Below are 18,395 nucleotides of genomic sequence, written 5' to 3' on the forward strand. Positions count from 1 at the left end.
TATTTGCCGTTCGTGGTCTGTTTTTGCAGTGGTCATCCTGAGGGAGCTGGGCGTCATTTCGTTGTCAGCGGCAGTTCGACAGTTACCGTGGTTCCGCTGCCGAGCCGGCTGTCGACGTGGAAATGGCCGCCGTGGAGTTGGACGATCTCCTGGCAGATGGAGAGGCCCAGGCCGCTGCCGGCCTGTTTGGACCGCCCCTTGAAAAACTTCTCCGTGATGTGGGGCAGGTCTTCCGGGTCGATGCCTTCGCCCGTGTCCGTTACGGCGATGACCGCCCATCTCCCGGTCTCCTCCGCCGTTACGGTGATCGTCCCGCCACTGGGGGTAAACTTGAAGGCATTGTCCAGCAAGTTGACAAAGACCTGCTTCAGCCGGTTGACGTCACCTGTAACCGGCAGGGGGGCATCCGGCACGACAACCTGCAGCCCTACACCCTTGTCGTGCGAGCGGACAGCGAACTGCACCCGGACGTCTTCCAGCACGTCGCGCAGGTCCAGCCGCTCCCGCGACAGTTTCAGCTCGCCCGACTGAAACTTTGAGAAATCCAGCAATTCTTCCACCAAGCCGATCAGTCGATCTGTTTCCTTGGCGATCACTTCCAGGCCAAGCCTTGTTTCTTCCGGATCGTTCAGCCCGCCGGAAAGGAGCGTCTCTCCCCAGCCCTTGATCGAGGTGAGCGGCGTTCGCAGTTCGTGGGAGACGGAGGAGATGAAGTCGTTTTTCAGTTTTTCGTTCTTGCCGATCTCTTCGGCCATGTAGTTAAACGTCTCCGCCAGCGTGCCCACCTCGTCGTCGTAGCGCTTGGCCGCCCGGACGGAAAAATTGCCCGTCGCCATTTGCGTAGCCGCTCGGGTCAGCTCCAGTATCGGGTCGACCATGCGCTTGGCTGTCACCAGGCTCAGGCCAAAGGCAAACAGTACGACGACGGCCCCGACGCCTGCGCCGTACATCGCAATCTTGTAGACGGCTGCGTACAGCGGTTCAGCGGAAATGGTGTAGCGCAAGACACCGACCGTTTCCCCCAGGTAGGTAAGCCGGTTGGAGACGGCGATGACCCGCTCCGGTGTCTGCGGTGACTTGCCGACGTAGATGCCCGTCGTGTTTGTCAGGGCTTCCTTCACGTCGGGCGTGTCAATCACCTCGGCGGTTTGAAATCCGTAGGAGTTGAGCAGCACTTTTCCCCCGGTGTCCAGCACTTCCACTTTGGCAGTTTCCCCGTTTGAAACATTCTCCAAAATATAGCGGGCCTTTTCTTTCAGCCCGTACGTGCCTGCATACTTGTTGATAAAGGTGGTGAACGTAGTGGCCCGCGTGACCAGCGTTTCGGTGGCGGTGCCGAAGTAATAGGTATGCACCGCCCAGTAGAACAACCCTTCCAACACCAGCACGATCAACAACAGGATGAACCCGAAGTGGATGATCAGTCTGGCCCTAATCCCTCTCATTGTTCGTTTCCTTTCGCCATAAGTAACCATAGCCCCAAACCGTTTCCACGAATTTGGGGTGGGCGGGGTCTTCTTCGATTTTTTGGCGGATGCGGCGAATGTTCACGTCGACCACTTTCAGGTCGCCGACGAAAAACTGACCCCAGACCTTGGTGAGAATCTCGTCGCGGCTGATCGCCTTGTTCGCGTTTTCCGCAAGCAGCTTGATGATGGCAAATTCTTTCGGGGTCAGCACGATCTCCTGACTGCCTTTCAAGAGCTTTCGCTCGTCCAGAAGCAGCGTGAACGGATGGATGTCGATGAGGTGTTTTGCCTCGTCAGGAGCGGGGAGGGAGTAGAGCCGGCGGTGCAGCGCCTTGACGCGCGCCAGCAACTCCGCCGGACTGAAAGGTTTTACCACGTAATCGTCCGCCCCAAACTCCAGGCCCATCACCTTGTCTCGTTCCTGGCTCTTGGCCGTCAGCATGATAATGCCGAGCCGGGGGAACTTCTGGCGCAGGTGCCCGCATACCGTAAAGCCGTCGATCCCCGGCAGCATCACGTCGAGAATCGCGATCTCGATGTCCGGCTGGTTTTCGGCGATTTCCAGCGCTTCTTCCCCGCTGGCCGCTTCCACCACTTCACAGCCTGCCCGTTTCAGGTTAATGCGGACAAAGTCGCGAATCGACTTCTCGTCTTCCAGCAACAACACTTTCATCGTCTCTACTCCTTGCTCCTGCGGGTAAGATAATCGGTTACATCGGCATTTTCAGCGGACGGAACAACTGACGGATTTCGTCTGCTGTCAGCAGCATGGCATTGTACTCACGCAGGGCGGCACCGCTCAACCCGCTGGCTTCCTGCGGCTGAATCGCCACTACCACCTGTTGTCCCTGCTCCGTCAGCACGATATACGGCGTTTGCTTTTCCTTCAGGGACGCTTCGACCTTTGTCCAATCCTTCTGCGGGACAGCCTGCAGGGTGAGCAGCGTCGCCTTTTCCTTGCCTCCCTGGCCGTAATAGAGCAGGCGCACGGGAGGATTGGCAGAGTCGCGGTCTACTTCAATGGTGTACTTGTCCTTCCATCTGGCGGGAATGAGGAAATCCGTGCCGATGCCGTACGACTGATAGTGGTCCTCGACGTGGCGCAGGCCGGCCGCTCCGTCCCACTGGTAATAGGAAGCGATCCACGGAATTTCCACCATGGCAAGATCGTCGGTGCCCGGCGGCTGGGTGTGAATGCCGATTTCAACAATGCCGTCGTTGTTGATGTCTTCACTGGGCAATACATAGGGTTTAAAGGTCATAGAGATGTCACCGTCCGCCTTGGTCAGCGGACGCACCAGCTTGCCGTCTTGCCAGACCAACAACTCGGTCATGCCGGAGTGTGCTCCGATGCCCGCGTCGACAAAGATCGCCGACTGGGTCGGTGTCGCCTTCCCGATCGTCGCCTGTTCATAGCCGTTTACCCCTCCCTCCAGGGGCAGTTCGGCCAGCTTGTCCAACTGTCCGTCCTTGATACCGTACACCTCTGCTTTGGACGTCAGCTTGTCGTGGTCGTGCGAGATCAGTGCCAGCTCCGCTTTCTTGTCACCGGTGAGATCGCCGACGGCCATGGCTGCGTACGATTGCTTCAACAGCTCACGCATCTGTTCCTGCTGCCAGGAGTAGATGGACAGTTCCTTGTTCAGCCCTTCACCGCCGCCCCAGCCGATCAGCATCTCTGGGACGTTGTCGCCCGTAACGTCGACAAACTGGACGTAGTCCAATTCGCTGCCGATTCCGGTCAAGGACGCTGTCTTTTTCCATTTTCCCTCTTTTTGACTGAGGACAAGCACGCCAATTTCGTAATCCGTTTTTTCCGTTTTGTAAAACGCGATCAAATCGGGATTGCCGTCACCGGTCAGGTCCTGCAGGTTGACCGCGCTGGCCTCTTCAGGGTGAAGCGGCACCGTCAGCTGTGAGCCGGGCGGCAAAAACTGCATAACCGTTTGGTTGATCGATTGTTGGTTGGCATCTGCCAACGGCGCCCGCATCAATGCATTTGGCGTGTCGTTCAGGCCGCAGGCACTAGTGAAAACAGCGAGAGCGGTTGGCAACAGCCACGATTTTTTCATGGTGGTTTCGTTCCTTTCTATGCAGTGTTGGCAAATCTGCCCTTATTGTAGCCGGATTGGAAGGAAAAAGAGTTGCAAACCGGTGACATTGATCCACTGCCGAGGGTGAAAAAGGTACATGCCGAATTGCAACAATTTGGCAACTGCCACCGTTTATGAAAACAGAGTCAGCTCATTGACGGATTAGAGAAACTGACTGTTCTGCAATCTGTTTTTACAGACGGCAGGATGCCAAACACATCAGCAGGGATGACAAAGGGAGGAAGAAGTGATGAAAGCGTGGTGCAAGACCGTATCGGCCGTGCTTTGCGGCGGTGCGATTCTCTTGGCGCCGGGACCGAATGTGGAGCCGGTTCATGCGAAGGCGGTGAATCCGCAAGCGTTTGCCACCGTGGTGCGCATTCAGCCTGAGCACTCGATTACGTTTGGGATAACATTTGTAGATGGATTTCGGGCACAGGTGACAAGCAGCCATCTCAAAGGCGTCACCACCGTTGACGTGAGTCCCAACAAGGACGGATATGTGAGGTACGGTGTCTACCAGGCCAACGGCAAGCTGCGCAAACCGATCAAAGGCTTTGCCGAAAAGCTGGTCCAATTGGTCCCGTACTACGAGGCGGACGGGAGTATCCGCTATCTCGGCCGCCAGGTCCTGTATGGCGTGGACGGGTACGACCGGATCGCCGTGGCCACCAGCGTCTGGACACTGGTCAACCAGAAACCGCAGCTCGTCGGACTCACCATCGACAAAGGCGATTGGGACAACTTGCCGTCCCCCGAAGTGGACGTCAACACAGGATTTAGCATGGACAATGACAGCACCTTTGTGCTGGACACCAGGTACGCAGATGTGACGGGGGATGGAGTGCGCGACCACGTGCTGCTGGTGGGGCACAAAATGGGCGCGTCCATGAACCTGCTGGCCGACAATCTGCGTCTCGTCGTCCGCGAGGGGAAAACCAACCAGCAGACGTATGCATCCGTAGGCCAATGGGATCGGGCGTATCTGCCGAAACTGCACATCGGCCGCTATAATCAGGACAGCGTGAACGACATTTTGATCACCATGCCTACGGAAACGGGAAAGGTCTACAGCGTGATGACGTGGAAAGACAACCGCCCGGCGGCGCTGATCGACCAGCGGACGGTGAACAATCCGGCCGTCTACCAGCCTGTCATCGGTCGTTACGGAGAAGCGATCGGCCTCCACAAGGTGACGCCGAAGAAACAGAAATGACAGCAGGCGCACCCTGAGGCTGTGTCTGCAAACGAACATCCCTCTCTTTCCTGCGGGAGAAGAGAGGGATGTTTGTTGTGGCAAAGATTACAGGAAAATGATTCCCAAAATGGATACCACCACGATGCCGACCAAGCCTTGAACCAGCGTGGCCATCGTTTGGGCACGGTAGGCGGTGGACAGGCTCATTTTGGAGAACTGGGTGACCACCCAGAAATAGGAGTCGTTCACGTGGCTGACCACCATGGCACCACAGCCGATGGCCATGACCGTCAGCATCTGCCCGATGGGAACAGTGCCCATCATCGCATCCAGGCCCAGGGATGGCAGGAGCGGCAGCATGATTGTTGAGGTGATGACCAATGAGGCGGTGGAGCTGCCCTGAGCCGTTTTGAGGACGGCGGCGATCAGGAAGGTGATGATCAGCGCGCCCACGCCGACAAAGGCGACATTGCCGTCGATCAGCGTCTTCACGTAATCGGCGATGGGAGTAGCCTTGATGACCGCGCCGAGCGATCCGCCCGCACCGGTAATCATGATGATGACAGCAGCGTCCAGCAGGCCCTCGCCCATCCACTTGGTCAGCGTTTCCTCATTGCGTTGTGGCAATAGTCCAAAAATAGCGAAGAGCAAACCGATAAACAGCGCGTTCACGGGGGCGCCCAGGAAGGTGAGAAGTGTGTTGGCAAAGCCGGTGATCAGCACTTCATTGTTGCCTTGGGCATCGACTCCCACCGGGAAGTTGGCAAACGAACCGAGGGCCAGCAGGACAATCGGAACCACGATTGGCGCAAACGAGGCGAAGGCAGATGGCAGTTGGCCGAAACGGGCTTTGAACTCTTCAAAGCTTTCCACAGCCTCATCCAGTTCCACCGGGAGCTTGGCCGCCACTTTGCGGGCCCAGATGTGTCCGGCGAGCGCGACCGGGATGGAGACGAAAAGACCGATGACGATTACCCAGAACAGGCCGTCCGGTCCAATGCCGACGTTGGTCGCGGCGGCGATGGGACCCGGTGTCGGCGGCACCAGTGTATGGGTGGCGTACAGGCCGGTGGACAGAGCGACTGCCAGGGTAACGACGCTAACGCCTGTCTTTTTCGCCAGCGATTTTTTCAGGGATGACAAAATGACGTATCCGGAATCGCAAAAGACCGGGATGGAGACGATCCAACCGATGATCGACATGGCCAACGCCGGATGGCGGTCGCCCAGAAGGCGCAGCACCACTTCCGCCATTTTGACGGCGGCACCGGAGTTTTCCAGGATTTTGCCGATCATTGTTCCGAAGATGATGACCAGACCGATGCTGGTGATGATGCTGCCGAATCCGCCGGCAATCTCTTTGCCGATGTCGGCGATAATCGGTTCCTCGACACCGCTGAGGGAGCCGACAAAGTTGGTCGCCAATGCGAAAAGATATGTGCTGGAAATGATGGATAAGAACGGATGGAGCTTCCACTTGGCGGTCGCGTAGACGATGAAGACAATCGCCAGCAGCAGAAGAAGCAAAATGATTGGTCCCAACTGAATAACTTCAGGACTCATGACAATCCTCCCTTGGTTGCGAATATGCGCGTGAGTTGTTCGGCTGCCTGTTCCAGCAGTCCGGCGGTTTGCGCCATTGCCTGTTCCAGCGTCATTGGCTTGTTGATGATGCTGGCTACTGCGGTGACGCCATGCTTGTACAGCGCCTCGATCCCAGTGCCGATGGAACCCGCCAGGACGATGACGGGAATCCCGCGCTGCTGCGCCAACTTTGCCACCCCACAGGGTGTTTTGCCCTGTGCCGTCTGATGGTCGACCTGCCCTTCGCCGGTAAACACCAGATCGGCGCCTTCCATCGCTTCGGCCAGCCGGGTGGTTTCACTGACAATCTGGATGCCGGACTTCAGCTCGCCGTTCAGAAAGGCGAGGAGGGCGCCTGCCACGCCGCCAGCCGCACCGGTCCCCGGCAGGTCGTGGATGGCGATGCCGCGGGTTTGTTCAATTACATTCGCAAAATGGCGCAGGTTGTCGTCCAGGAGTTTGACCATCTCGGGCGTGGCTCCCTTTTGCGGGCCAAATACATGGGAAGCGCCGTTTGGACCGACAAACGGGTTGTCCACGTCACAGGCGATGGTAAACACGCATTCTGACAGCCGCGGATCGGCACTGCTCGAATCGATTCGCTCCAGTTTATGAAGTTCACCTCCTCCAAACGCGAGCGGCTGGCCGTCCCCGTCCAGCAGGGCGAACCCGAGCGCCTGCAGCATGCCGGCCCCGCCGTCGTTGGTAGCGCTGCCGCCGATCCCCAGAATAAAGCGGCGGCAGCCCAGGTCCAACCCGGCTTTGATCAATTGGCCGAACCCGTAGGTGGTGGTCACGAGCGGATTGCGCTCGGACGCGTCGATCAGGTAGAGACCCGAAGCGGCTGCCATCTCGATGACGCACGTTTTCCCGTCTCCGAGAATCCCGAACTCCGCCGTGATCTGTCGACCGAGGGGATTTTTGACCGTGGCCTGCAAAATCTTGCCGCCGGTGGCGTCCACCAAGCACTGAAGGGTGCCTTCACCGCCGTCGGCCATCGGCTTGATGACGATGTCGCTGTCCGGCAGCGCTTTGCGCACGCCTGCCGCGATGGCATCTCCCACCTGTTTGGCGGTAAGGCTTCCTTTAAACGAATCAGGTGCGATGACAATCTTCATGCTGTTCCTCCCTTGGCCAGGGTTTCCATCATCTGTTCAATGTCGTCCACGTATTTGACCAGCGCCTGCAGCGCGATGGATTGTTCCTGTGCCTTGTCGTCGTTTGCTTTGGCCTGTTCGCTGATGCTGCCGAATGTGACGTGCACCTGGCGAAGAATCTCCTGAATCTGCTTGACAGTGTTTTGGCAGACAGATGCCAGTTTGCGGACTTCGGTGGCGACGACCTGAAAGCCTCTGCCCGCTTCTCCGGCCCGCGCGGCTTCGATGGCGGCGTTTAAGCCGATCAGGTTGCTGTGGTCGGCGATTTCCTTGATCATCTTTAGCGCGTCCGTGATCTGTTTGATCTGTTCTTCGCCATTGGTCACCACCTGCAGGGCGTTTCGGCTGGCTGCGGCAAAGTCTTCGGAACTGGCGGAAATCTGTTGAATCGTGGCCGCCATGTTGTGCAGGTGTTCGTACACCTGCTGGGAGGCCTTCTGCTGTTCCGTGATCTGTTCGCGGTTTTTCAGCCACAGTACGACGGTCCGGGCGGCGACGCGGACGATCGGCAGCATCTCGTCCGGATTGCCGGACATGCCGATCACGCCGATTCGCTTGCCGTTGTACACGATCGGCAGGTTGGAGCCTGGACGCACGCCCTCCAGTTGGCGTGCCTGCTCTTCCGTCACCAGGGCTTCGTCAATCAAGCCGAGCATGATCTTTTTGGCGGCCTCGTGCACGGTGCCAATGCGTTCCGGGCGCGTGGAGGAAAGAATCACACCTCCCTCACCCATGATGTTGATGTGCTGACCGGTCTCCTCGTGCAAAATTTGTACAATTTCGTCGAAAAAACCATCCTGCAAAAACGAATCAGTATTCATAGTCATTCCTCTCATGTTTGTCTGATGTTACCATTTACTATACAAGAATTGGGAAGGCGATTACATTTTGCAAAACCACCAAAAAAGCGTGTCGAATGCTGTCAGATTTCTGTGAGAATTATCCAGTTTGGGAGAGGCGGTGCAGTTCCAGCGCCAGCTTGATTTTGGCCGCTTCGGCAAAGCGGCGCGGATTGCGTCCCAGCATCTCCTCAATCCGGTCCAACCTGTACAGGAGCGTGTTGCGATGGATGTTGAGCGCTTGAGCCGCTGCCGTCAGGTTGAGATCGGCGGAAAACAGAGCGTGCAGCGTTTCCAACAGTTCGTCGTGTTTGACGAGATCCTTGAGAACGTCACGGACCACCACCTGCCGGGTGGCGGGGGGTGTTTCGAGCAGCAGCAGTTCCAGCGTCATGTCGTCAATATGGCCGATTGCCCCCTTGGCGGGGAAGCGTTCCAGCACCTGCAGGGCCTGCATGGCCTCCTTGAACGACAGTTCCAGCTCATAGACGTCCTCATAGCCGCGCCCCATTGCGATCAGCAGGCGGCTGCGCAGGGAGGCGGGGGCTGCTTCCAGCAGTTTGTGGGCGGCCTCGTGCAAATACTGCCTGATCTGCTCTTTGCTGCGGAGACCGCTCAAGTCAGTGACGACGATCCAGCAGTTCCGCTTTGTCACGGAGACGCAGACCTGATCGGAATTGCGGAAGCAGGCGGCAACCTTGCGGGGGAAGCTGCGGTCAGCATGCCATTCATCTCCGTCCTTCAAGCCGGTTGCCTGGATGATCACGACCGAGCGGGGACGGGACAAATCCAGACCGAGCAGGGCACCGCGGGACATTACCACTTCGCGCGCAGGGTCCAGCGTCCCGGAAATCATCTCCTGCACCAGAAAATTGACGGAGCGCTCCGCCATTTCCATCTGTTCCGTCAGATACGCCTGCTGCAGCATCATTTCCGTCATCATCTTGACCGCTTTGCCAAACGGAACCACTTCCTGCGGGGCGCCGGATATGCCGATCACGCCGACAATCTCCTGCTGAAAGCGAATGGGCATGTTGATGCCGGGCTTTGTTCCCGTCCATTTTTGGCAATCTTCTTCGCCGAGGAGCATTTCCTCCCCGGTGGCAATCACCTGGCGGGCTGCCTGGTGAAAGGTTTGGATGCGCGATGGATCGCTGGAACTGATGATGACGCCGTCCTTATCCATGACATTGATGTTCAGGTTGGTCACTTCCATTGTGCGTTTGACAATCCGGTCGGCGAGGGATTGAGTCAATTTCATCTTCCGCGGGCTCCTTCCGCTGGACATAGAGTATGGGTCTATTCATTGTATCGGGTAAGGATTCCCACACGTTTTAGATCGGAAAGATTACGTTTTGTTTTGACGAACAGTTTGCCATTGGGGTAGAATACTGGATAAATCGTATTCGTTACGATTTACAGGTGCGTAAGGAGTTGCAAGACATGGCTGATCAAGGCAGGCCGAAAAACACAAGAGGGAGGAACAAACCATGCGCGTAACAGTGACACTGCAGTGCACGGAGACGGGAGACCGCAACTACATCACGACGAAAAACAAGCGAAACACCCCGGAGCGGCTGGAGCTGATGAAGTATTCGCCGCGGCTGAAGCGGCGGACGGTGCATCGGGAAACGAAGTAGAACGAATCGCGTCATTGACCAAAAAAATTGGCCGGGACTGCTGTCCCGGCTTTCGGCGGCGGATTACGCTTCTCGTCTCAACACGGGGCGTTCCGCCGCCAGCTTTTGTTGGGTGAAAAACAGCTTCATCAGCGGCGGCGTCACCAATGTCGTCACGAGAACGACGACGATGACGGCGGCAAACATGTCTTCGGCCAGCAACCCGGTTTCCAGTCCGATGGAGGCGATGATCAGCGCCACTTCCCCGCGGGACACCATCGCCGCGCCGATGCCCAGGGAGCTGCCCCAGGTAAAACCGGACAGCTTCGCGCCGAGCGCGCCGCCGACCAGTTTGGTCAGGATTGCAAGGATGCTGAGGCCGGCAATCAGGCCGAGATGTTCGCCAATGCCCGCAAATGACGCCGTGACCCCGATGGAGGTGAAGAACACCGGGACAAACACCGAATAGCTGAGCGTTTCCACTTTTTCACACATCTTCTGCTTGTACGGGGTCATGCTGATGGCCACGCCGGCGATATAGGAGCCGATGATGGCGGCGACTCCCGCATAGTCGGCCAGGAAGGCGAACGTGAAGCAAATGATCAGTCCGGCGGATACGACAGACTCGGTTACCTGCAGCGGAGCAAACCGCTTCAGCACCCAAGGCACCACTTTCCAGGAGAGCAGCAGGGCGACGGCAAAAAACACCGCTTTTTTCACAACCACCATGCCGAGATTGACATCGCCGCCGGTAAAGCTCATCACAAACGCCAGGGCGAGAATGACCAGTACGTCGTCAATGACTGCGGCACCCAGGATGGTTGCTCCTTCTCTTGACTTCAGCCTGCCCAGCTCTTTAAGCGCCTGCACGGAAATGCTGACGCTGGTGGCGGAAAGCAGCAGGCCGAGGAAGACCGCTTCCAGCGGAGACATGCCGACGGCGGTGCCCGCCAGATACCCCATTGTCAACGGCGCCAGGATGCCGGCCACGCCGACGAATGTGGAGGCTTTTCCCGTCCGCTTGAACTCGTCGAGATCGGTTTCCAGCCCCGCGATGAACATCAGCAGAATGACACCAATCTGGCTGATTTCCTTGAGAATTTCCGAATCGTTGACCACCCCGAGCACCGTAGGCCCGAGCACGATGCCAATCAGCAGCTTGCCCAGTACGGAGGGCTGCCCCAAGCGGACGCTAATGTCCCCCGCAATCTTGGAAGCAAGCAGAATCATCGCCAGTTCAAAGACAATCATGGACACTCCCCCTTTGATGTGTTGCAACGGATGCGAATGAAAAAAGAGCCTGCCACCTCGATTTCCCCGCCTTTTTCGTAAAAAAGGCAATAGGAAACCCAGGTGACAGGCTCCTCCATTCAAATCGCATATTCACGTTTACGCATATCCATCATAACCGTTAATTCCTGAAAAGTCAATAAAGAATGACTCCGGCCTGTTCTGACTCGGCAGCCGGACGGGCAGCCTGTGCCGCAGGGGAAGAACCGGGGGGCGTTTGAGAGGTTTGTCTTTTTCCGGGATTTTCCGGATAATGGATTCGGAATGGTTTTTCCTTTTTGGGAAAATGGCGGAAATGATCACACAGTCCGGGAGGTTGGTGGCATGCACGCCAAAACAGTCCCCCGTTGATGCCGCGGCCCTCCTGTCTGTTTGTGTACGGCTTTTTCGAAACGCTTCGTACCAAACAAAAGGAGTGAACCCACATGAATGGACCAATGCCAATGACGAGAGAAGAGCGTGCGCGCCTGGCGCACGAGATCGCCGAACGGGCGCTGTCCGTCCACGGAGAGAACATCAAGGCGATCGGCATCTACGGCTCAGCGGCACGGGAAACGGACGGCCCGTTTTCCGATCTGGAGATGTTCTGCGTTCTGCGCTCTTCGGGTCAGGACGATGACTGCGAATGGGCCGTCGGGGCGTGGAAAGCGGAGGTGAACTTTCTGAGCGAGGACGTGATGCTGCGGGATGCGGCGTCCGTCGATGGCCTGTGGCCGCTCACGCACGGAAAGTATTTCGCTGTGCGGAGCCTTTATGATCCGGAAGCGTTTTTCGCCGAACTGCGCAGCGTGGCGGAATCGCCTGACAGGGATGATTTTCGCCGTGCGGTTTGCGGCGTGATCACAGGCGAACTGTACTAATTGGCCGGCAAGTGGAGAAATGTCAGGGTCCAGGGGCCCTGCACGTTTTTGCCGACGCTGGCAATCGAAACGGCCACGTACGGCGCCATGCTTGTCGGCCTGCATCATCGCCGGTGCTTTTCCACCAGGGCGCTCGTCCTGACCGAAGCGCTGGGGATGTCTGACCGCCCTGCCGGTTTCGACGCGCTGTGCCGGTTGGTGATGGCCGGGGATTTATCGAAGCCCGACGCGATCCTGAGCACCTGCGAAAGCTTCTGGGACGGGGTCATTGAGTGGGCCGTCCGAAACGGGTATGACTGCATGGAGAACAGGCGGATTCCCTTCTGAATCGCGGGAAAGATCGAAACATTTTTTTCCTCCTGGCGTATAACAGGGTAGCGTGATGGACAGGAGGGTGGAGCGTGTTTTTCGATGCGAGTTTTTCCATGCCGGGAGAACCCTTGTGGTTTACGCTGGCGCCCGGTTTGATCTTTGGGGTAATCATCGTGCTGATCGGGACGGCTCTGGTCAGAGGCGTGGTCACGTGGATGTCCAACAACACCGCGCCGGTCCGCAGCGTTCCGGCCAGGGTGTTGGGGAAGCGGACAAATACGTGGGGAGGAGCCGGCGATTCAAGCGTTCATACGTCGTATTACGTGGCGTTTGAGCTGGACAGCGGGGAACGGCTGGAGTTTCGCGTAAACGGGCCGGAGTACGGGCTGATAGCCGATAACGAAGAAGGCATTCTCACGTATCAGGGCACGCGGTTCAAAGGGTTTCAACCCCAGCCCCGTGCGAAGTCGACCCCTCGCCAATCCGGGCAGTCAGGCGGTATGCCATTGAAAAAAATATCCAAGAGGAGCGCGGAGCACTACGTCTGGGGGGAGCGCTGTGACGGCTGGCATCTGGTCAAGGGGAGCGACCTGAGTGTCATCCACGAGCGGATGCCGGCGGGAACGGCGGAAGTCCGTCATTACCATGAGCGGTCGCGGCAGTTTTTCTTTGTGCTGTCCGGGACAGCGGTGCTGGAAGTGGACGGCGTCTCGTGGGAGCTGCATCCCCACGAAGGCATGGAAGTGCCGCCGGGCGTGCCGCACCAGATGAAAAATGAAAGCGGGGCGGAGACGGAATTTCTCGTCATCTCCCAGCCGACGTCGCGGGGAGATCGCGTGCCGGCGGATTGACGGCGAGGGGGAACAAGGGAACCGGCCGGCATTGATCACACGCGCCGCCAGCGCACGGGAGACCTGCGCCCGGCTGTCGCGACAGTTAGAAAAACCCTGGCCGTTTGCCGTTCGGCCAGGGTTTTGTCATACATGCTGCGGTTGTCATTTCCACGGCAGGTACTCGGACATCTGCGCAAACGCGTCCGCCAGCGCGTGGAGGCTCTCCGCGGTCTGATAGGCTAACAGCGGCAGACTGAAGCAAACCAACAGAGCTTCTCCGATGTACTTGGCGATCATGCACCGTCACGCTCCTTTTTCGATTCTGATTCTTCTGATCAGAGCGAAAAGCGGAGTGCGGATGCATCCGAGTCGCCGTCTTCGCACCGTACGCGCCGATGCAGCCGGATGCGCTGCGTCTGCCTTACCGCCATCGGATACGTCTCGACCAAGCAAAGATTAATGGAAGGTTCGTAGCTGTCGTTTTTACGCCAGCCAATGGTCACGCTCTGCGAGCGCTGCAACCGCCGTATGTATATTACGGACGGGAAGCAGCCCGCAAACAGGGCAAGCAAGGCGAAGAAATCATCCAGCGAAAGCAGCAAAAGCGCTTCTTCCATCGGCGATTTCCCCCCTTTCTTGACGTCTGCAAGAACCTGGGTTCCTGGCATCCCTCATTGTAAACCCGTTGGGCGGAAGCGGGCAACCGGAAAAAATTCTCGAAGTGCAATTCCGGTACAAAGCTGGAGGAGAGGCTCAGGCCGAACCGGATCGATGGCGCCATCGCCATAAGGATGATCGGTCAGTTCAGAAATGGTCGGATGATGGGCGGGACGTGCCTATTTCAGCCGGCCGATCGACAGACTCAGCCGGTAGTTGCCGTACGCCAGGATGTCGTCCAACAGCGCGTTGAGGGCCGTCTGATCGGGGACGCGGACGAGCAGCGAATAACAGCCTTCCCCGCTGACGCGATGAGCTTCGACGATCTCGGGGCGGCCCCTGACGAAGCGTTCGAACTGTCCGTGATCCGTCGTTTTCATCAGGATCGTGACGATCGCGGTGAGGGAGGGGCCCAGTTTGGCAGGATCGACAACGGCCGTATATCCGCGGATGACGCCCATGTCCTCCATCCGCCGAATGCGGTTGCCCACGGCTTGGCCGGTCAGATGCACCTGTTCGCCGATTTCTTTCCACGACAAGCGGGCGTTTTCGCGCAGCAGGGCGAGGATGTGCAAGTCGGTTTGATCGAGCATGAGGCAGTCTCCTTTCAACCTGAAAGCGCAGAAGGATGAATCTTTTCACAGCGTTAACGATAACCCGATTATAATGGACTCACCTGTATCCATTATAATGGTAAAGGAGCGAACCTGTATGGAAATCCAGCTTGTCCGACACGCCACGCTGCGCGTGACATACGCCAACCGGACGCTGCTTGTCGATCCGATGCTGAGCCGGGCGGGCGAACTCGCGGCCACTCCCAACACGCCCAACCAGCGGCCCAATCCGCTTGTAGAGCTGCCCGTACCGGCGGAAAGCGTGATTGCCGGGATTGATGCCGTCCTGGTGACACACATCCATCGCGATCATTTTGACCAAGCGGCTGCCGACTTGCTGCCCAAGGAGATTCCGGTTTTTTGCCAGCCGCAGGATCGGGAGCGGCTGACGGAGTGCGGATTTTTAAATGTTACGCCGGTGGCGGATGAGATCGTCTGGGAAGGAATCCGCCTCGGGCGGACGGGCGGCCGGCACGGCACCGGGGACATCGGTGAGAAGATGGGGCCTGTCTCCGGATTTGTGCTGCGTGCGGAGGGGGAACCGTGCCTCTACCTGGCCGGCGACACGATCTGGTGTGAAGAGGTGGAGCGGGCCGCCGCCGACCATCGGCCGGAAGTGGCGGTGGTCTTTGCCGGAGCTGCCCAATTCGTAACCGGCGGTCCCATCACGATGACCGCTGAGGACGTCGTTTGCCTGGCCGGCGCCTGCCCGTCCGCTCGGATCGTCGTCGCCCATATGGAAGCGTGGAATCACTGTCTGCTGAGCCGCTCCGAACTGCGCGCTCACCTGCGGGAGCGAGAGCTGGACGGCCGGGTGCTGGTGCCGGAAGACGGCGAAGTGATGCGGTTTGACAAAACACTCCCTTGAAGAGGGGAGTGTCAGCGTGTAGACAAAGTCCGTGGCGCATGGGTGATCGGGCCCGCTCGCTCTCTTGACGACCAGCAAAGTAGTGGATATTGTTCGCTACAAAACGCGACGCGGGCAGGGGACAAACATCTGGGCATTTCGACGAAGTGAGACTTGTGTCCCCTGTATTCCCCGCGTCTAGCGTTTTTCCGCTGTGCAGGTCGTCAAAGGAGCTCGCTTGGCCCATCACTCCATGCCGTGTACTTTTTCTCCACCTTCGGTTTGATTAATCTGCAGGCCTTTCGGCCTGACAACGATGAAAGATGGTTTTACATTCGGAACTTCGATCAAAAAAATACAGTTTGTCATCAGTCTGACACTCCCTTGAAGAGGGGAGTGTTTTTGTTTTTGGATGACGGTTTTTCGAGGGGGAGAAAATTTAGAAGAAATTGCAAAAATAACTAAAATTGGTAATTGATATAAATTTCGGAATTATGTATAATTGAGCCACAGATACCAATTATAACCAAATTTAGGAGGGCGATTGTATGAGGAGGCAAAGGAAAAAGCTGTTGGGAGGCATGGTGTTGTCAGCAGCATTGGTACTGTCCGCGTTTTCAGGAGGTGCAGGGGCTGTTGATGAAAGCACAAACACAAGTTCAAGTTCGGACAAGCTTCGGGTGCTGATTCAGCCGGATAAAAGCGTGAGGTCGCTGAAGGCAAGCCTGAAGAGACAGCTTGGAGAGCGGCACGACTTTGACGACCTGGGCTTTACCACCGAAGTGACGGAAGAAGAACTGAAGAAATTGACGTCGGACAAGTCCTTGAAAGTTACGCTGGTCAACACGCTGTCGATTGCCGAGTTCCAGGAGGAGGGGCGCGTCGAGGCAATGGCGACTCCTTCCGACCGAACGCCTTGGGGGATCGAAGCAATTTATCGGAATTCGTCGATCCAATCCACCAGCGGCGGCAAAGGGATTCGCGTAGCCGTCCTGGATACCGGCGCCTATACCGCGCATCCTGACCTGTCGGCCAATGTGGAGCAGTGCTACAACTTCACTACGAGTTCGCCTGTCGTGAATGGTTGCGCAGATGGCAACGGACATGGGACCCACGTTGCGGGTACCATCCTCGCCAACGGAGGAGGAGGCAGCGGCATTTACGGCGTCGCTCCGGAGGCCAAGCTGTGGGCGTATAAAGTGCTGAGTGACGGGGGCAGCGGGTATGCGGATGATATCGCCTACGCGATCCGCTACGCCGCTGATCAAGGCGTCAGCAAAGGGGTAAAAGTGGTGATTTCCATGTCGCTTGGCTCCTCCGCGAAGGATTCGTTGATTGCCAATGCCGTGACCTATGCCCAGCAGCGAGGAGCGCTGGTGGTAGCGGCAGCCGGTAATTCCGGTCCTTCCGCCAATACGATCGGCTATCCGGGAGGGTTGAAGGATGCCGTAGCAGTAGCCGCTCTGGAAAATGTACAGCAAAACGGCACGTATCGTGTGGCTGACTTCTCTTCCCGGGGTAATCCGTCAACGGCCGGCGATTACGTGATTCAGGAGCGGGATGTGGAAGTATCCGCGCCGGGACGGTCGGTCGAATCGACGTGGCCCAATGGCGGATACAACACCATCAGCGGTACGTCCATGGCAACGCCGCATATCTCCGGATTGGCAGCCAAAATCTGGGCGTCGAATCCGACATGGAGCAATAACGATGTCCGTGCGGAGCTGCAAAAACGCGCGAAAGCAAATGACATCAAGGGAGGCATCAGCGCGGGGACAGGCGATGACATTGCTTCCGGCTTCGGATTCCCGACCGTCCAGGCTGGTGATCAATAAGCAAAGAAAATCAGCTGCCTGATCTGATGCGAAAAAAAGCCTGCACAACATGGGTCAACAGGCAGGACTCCCCGGCACAGTATAAGTCTGTGCCGGGGTTTTTTGTTCAGCAGCCGATGTCTTCCGAGTTCCGATACAGCTGATGCCGCACGCTGCAGCGCCCGACAACGGGCTTTTTTGTTTGGGTGCAATTCCACCATTTGACAATGGGGCGCTTACGTAATAAAATGTTTTTACGTGAATGAATCCTTTTCTGAGGTGTTCAATGTGGAACAGGAAGTGTTGGAAACATACGTGGTCGAGACGCCGGAGCAGGCGATGGCCCTGCTCAACCCGCTTCGCGCAGAAATCCTGAGCCGGCTTGTCGAGCCTGCCTCCGCCGCCGAGGTGGCCCGCGGCATCAACGAAATCCCGCAGCGGGTCAACTACCATCTCAAGGCGCTGGAAAAAGTGGGCCTGGTGCGCCGGGTCGGCACCCGGAATGTCCGCAATCTGGTCGAAGTCCTGTACCAGGCGATCGCGCGGACGTACGTCCTGTCAGAGACGCTGAACTGGCCGAAGGAAACCGTTCAGCGCATCAAAGACCAAGGCTCCTTGTCGCACCTGGTCACCATGGCGGAGCGGATCAAGCGGGACTCGCTGCTCTTGATGGAGCGGTCCGACCGGGATGACGAGATTCCCAGCGCCACGCTGGACACCAGTATCCGGCTGGCCGGCCCGGAACAGCGAAGCGCCTTTGTCCGTGAATACGTGGAACTGGTCAACCGACTGGTGGAGAAGTACCAGTCAGCAGACGGGGAGGACAGCTATAAGGTGGTGCTGGCCGTCTACCCGCAGCTTTCACAAGGAGGAGAAGAATGATGAGACCGCAGGCAAAACCGCAATCTGTCGTCGTGTGGGAAACGGGCGCCGAACGGAACGGCAGTGTCGTTTCCCTGCCCGCGCACAAAGTCGGGGAGACAGGCAGGACACAGGAGGCCACGGTCACCCGATGGACGGTGGGGCCGGAAGAACGGCCGGCCACCGTGACCGTTGTCTCATCCGGCTTTGGCGAGGAAAAAGCAGCCGCGCCGCAAGCTGTGCTCATGCGTTTGGCGGCATAGCGGAGGCTTGCCCGGGCCGGCTGGGGAAAGTGCATCTGCCGTCTGTCGCCGCAGCCCATCGCCATCCATTCAAGTCCGTAAAGGG

General features: G+C 57.7%; 18 protein-coding genes and 2 pseudogenes. 9 read left to right on the plus strand and 11 right to left on the minus strand.

Features of this window, described 5'->3' with window-relative positions:
• Nucleotides 1-53: 53 nt before the first annotated feature.
• The 3 genes from ETC00_RS11035 to ETC00_RS11045 are packed head-to-tail and all read right to left on the minus strand — an operon-like array spanning nt 54 to nt 3,541.
• A complete protein-coding gene (locus ETC00_RS11035) occupies nt 54-1,445 on the minus strand; it encodes a sensor histidine kinase (protein WP_171566098.1) in 1,392 nt (463 codons plus the stop codon).
• Complete coding sequence (locus ETC00_RS11040) at nt 1,432-2,142, minus strand: response regulator transcription factor (protein ID WP_171566099.1); 711 nt, start codon at nt 2,140-2,142, stop codon at nt 1,432-1,434. Before ETC00_RS11040 ends, ETC00_RS11035 begins: the two co-directional genes overlap by 14 nt.
• A gap of 37 nt (nt 2,143-2,179) precedes the next feature.
• Nucleotides 2,180-3,541: a VCBS repeat-containing protein gene (locus tag ETC00_RS11045; RefSeq protein ID WP_171566100.1), complete on the minus strand. Its 1,362-nt coding sequence runs from the start codon at nt 3,539-3,541 to the stop codon at nt 2,180-2,182.
• 271 nt (nt 3,542-3,812) lie between these two features.
• Here ETC00_RS11045 and ETC00_RS11050 point away from each other — a divergent pair, with 271 nt between their 5' ends.
• A complete protein-coding gene (locus ETC00_RS11050) occupies nt 3,813-4,778 on the plus strand; it encodes a hypothetical protein (RefSeq protein WP_171566101.1) in 966 nt (321 codons plus the stop codon).
• 87 nt (nt 4,779-4,865) lie between these two features.
• On the opposite strand, the gene ETC00_RS11055 is transcribed toward ETC00_RS11050, so the two are convergent.
• From ETC00_RS11055 to ETC00_RS11070, 4 genes are all read right to left on the minus strand, one after another.
• Nucleotides 4,866-6,293 carry a GntP family permease gene (locus ETC00_RS11055; protein WP_212133053.1) on the minus strand — a complete coding sequence of 476 codons (1,428 nt, stop codon included), beginning with the start codon at nt 6,291-6,293 and terminating at the stop codon, nt 4,866-4,868.
• 26 nt (nt 6,294-6,319) lie between these two features.
• Complete coding sequence (locus ETC00_RS11060; protein ID WP_171566104.1) at nt 6,320-7,462, minus strand: glycerate kinase; 1,143 nt, start codon at nt 7,460-7,462, stop codon at nt 6,320-6,322.
• Nucleotides 7,459-8,322, minus strand: a complete 864-nt coding sequence (locus ETC00_RS20890; RefSeq protein WP_304414791.1) for a sugar diacid recognition domain-containing protein — start codon at nt 8,320-8,322, stop codon at nt 7,459-7,461. Before ETC00_RS20890 ends, ETC00_RS11060 begins: the two co-directional genes overlap by 4 nt.
• A 118-nt stretch (nt 8,323-8,440) precedes the next feature.
• Nucleotides 8,441-9,601, minus strand: a complete 1,161-nt coding sequence (locus ETC00_RS11070; protein ID WP_171566105.1) for a CdaR family transcriptional regulator — start codon at nt 9,599-9,601, stop codon at nt 8,441-8,443.
• Nucleotides 9,602-9,830: 229 nt separating this feature from the next.
• Here ETC00_RS11070 and rpmG point away from each other — a divergent pair, with 229 nt between their 5' ends.
• Nucleotides 9,831-9,980, plus strand: coding sequence for a 50S ribosomal protein L33 (gene rpmG, locus ETC00_RS11075; protein ID WP_171566106.1), 150 nt, complete (start codon nt 9,831-9,833; stop codon nt 9,978-9,980).
• Nucleotides 9,981-10,043: 63 nt separating this feature from the next.
• Here the strand turns inward: rpmG and ETC00_RS11080 are convergent, their stop codons facing one another.
• Nucleotides 10,044-11,210, minus strand: coding sequence for a cation:proton antiporter (locus ETC00_RS11080; protein WP_171566108.1), 1,167 nt, complete (start codon nt 11,208-11,210; stop codon nt 10,044-10,046).
• A 464-nt stretch (nt 11,211-11,674) separates the two neighbouring features.
• Here ETC00_RS11080 and ETC00_RS11085 point away from each other — a divergent pair.
• The 3 genes and pseudogenes from ETC00_RS11085 (at nt 11,675) to ETC00_RS11095 (ending at nt 13,272) form a co-directional block, all read left to right on the plus strand.
• Nucleotides 11,675-12,436, plus strand: a pseudogene (locus ETC00_RS11085) (ANT(4')-I family aminoglycoside nucleotidyltransferase).
• A 98-nt stretch (nt 12,437-12,534) separates the two neighbouring features.
• A pseudogene (locus tag ETC00_RS11090) lies at nt 12,535-12,858 on the plus strand (DUF2500 domain-containing protein); the annotation flags it as partial.
• Between the two features lie 63 nt (nt 12,859-12,921).
• On the plus strand, nt 12,922-13,272 hold the full coding sequence (locus tag ETC00_RS11095; protein WP_171566219.1) for a cupin domain-containing protein: 351 nt from the start codon (nt 12,922-12,924) through the stop codon (nt 13,270-13,272).
• Between the two features lie 144 nt (nt 13,273-13,416).
• On the opposite strand, the gene ETC00_RS20865 is transcribed toward ETC00_RS11095, so the two are convergent.
• From ETC00_RS20865 to ETC00_RS11105, 3 genes are all read right to left on the minus strand, one after another.
• On the minus strand, nt 13,417-13,551 hold the full coding sequence (locus ETC00_RS20865) for a hypothetical protein (RefSeq protein WP_256379888.1): 135 nt from the start codon (nt 13,549-13,551) through the stop codon (nt 13,417-13,419).
• Nucleotides 13,552-13,589: 38 nt separating this feature from the next.
• On the minus strand, nt 13,590-13,871 hold the full coding sequence (locus tag ETC00_RS11100) for a hypothetical protein (protein ID WP_171566109.1): 282 nt from the start codon (nt 13,869-13,871) through the stop codon (nt 13,590-13,592).
• Nucleotides 13,872-14,090: 219 nt separating this feature from the next.
• Nucleotides 14,091-14,504, minus strand: coding sequence for an Lrp/AsnC family transcriptional regulator (locus tag ETC00_RS11105; protein WP_171566111.1), 414 nt, complete (start codon nt 14,502-14,504; stop codon nt 14,091-14,093).
• Between the two features lie 118 nt (nt 14,505-14,622).
• Between ETC00_RS11105 and ETC00_RS11110 the strand changes: the two genes are divergently transcribed.
• From ETC00_RS11110 to ETC00_RS11125, 4 genes are all read left to right on the plus strand, one after another.
• Nucleotides 14,623-15,393 carry an MBL fold metallo-hydrolase gene (locus ETC00_RS11110; RefSeq protein ID WP_171566112.1) on the plus strand — a complete coding sequence of 257 codons (771 nt, stop codon included), beginning with the start codon at nt 14,623-14,625 and terminating at the stop codon, nt 15,391-15,393.
• 527 nt (nt 15,394-15,920) lie between these two features.
• Nucleotides 15,921-17,207, plus strand: a complete 1,287-nt coding sequence (locus ETC00_RS11115) for a S8 family peptidase (RefSeq protein WP_171566113.1) — start codon at nt 15,921-15,923, stop codon at nt 17,205-17,207.
• A 267-nt stretch (nt 17,208-17,474) separates the two neighbouring features.
• Nucleotides 17,475-18,068, plus strand: a complete 594-nt coding sequence (locus ETC00_RS11120; protein WP_171566115.1) for a winged helix-turn-helix domain-containing protein — start codon at nt 17,475-17,477, stop codon at nt 18,066-18,068.
• A complete protein-coding gene (locus tag ETC00_RS11125; RefSeq protein ID WP_230077667.1) occupies nt 18,065-18,310 on the plus strand; it encodes a hypothetical protein in 246 nt (81 codons plus the stop codon). Before ETC00_RS11120 ends, ETC00_RS11125 begins: the two co-directional genes overlap by 4 nt.
• The last annotated feature ends 85 nt before the right edge of the window (nt 18,311-18,395 follow it).

The sequence above is a fragment of the Brevibacillus sp. MCWH genome (genome assembly GCF_013096935.1).
Classification (GTDB): domain Bacteria; phylum Bacillota; class Bacilli; order Brevibacillales; family Brevibacillaceae; genus Brevibacillus; species Brevibacillus aydinogluensis.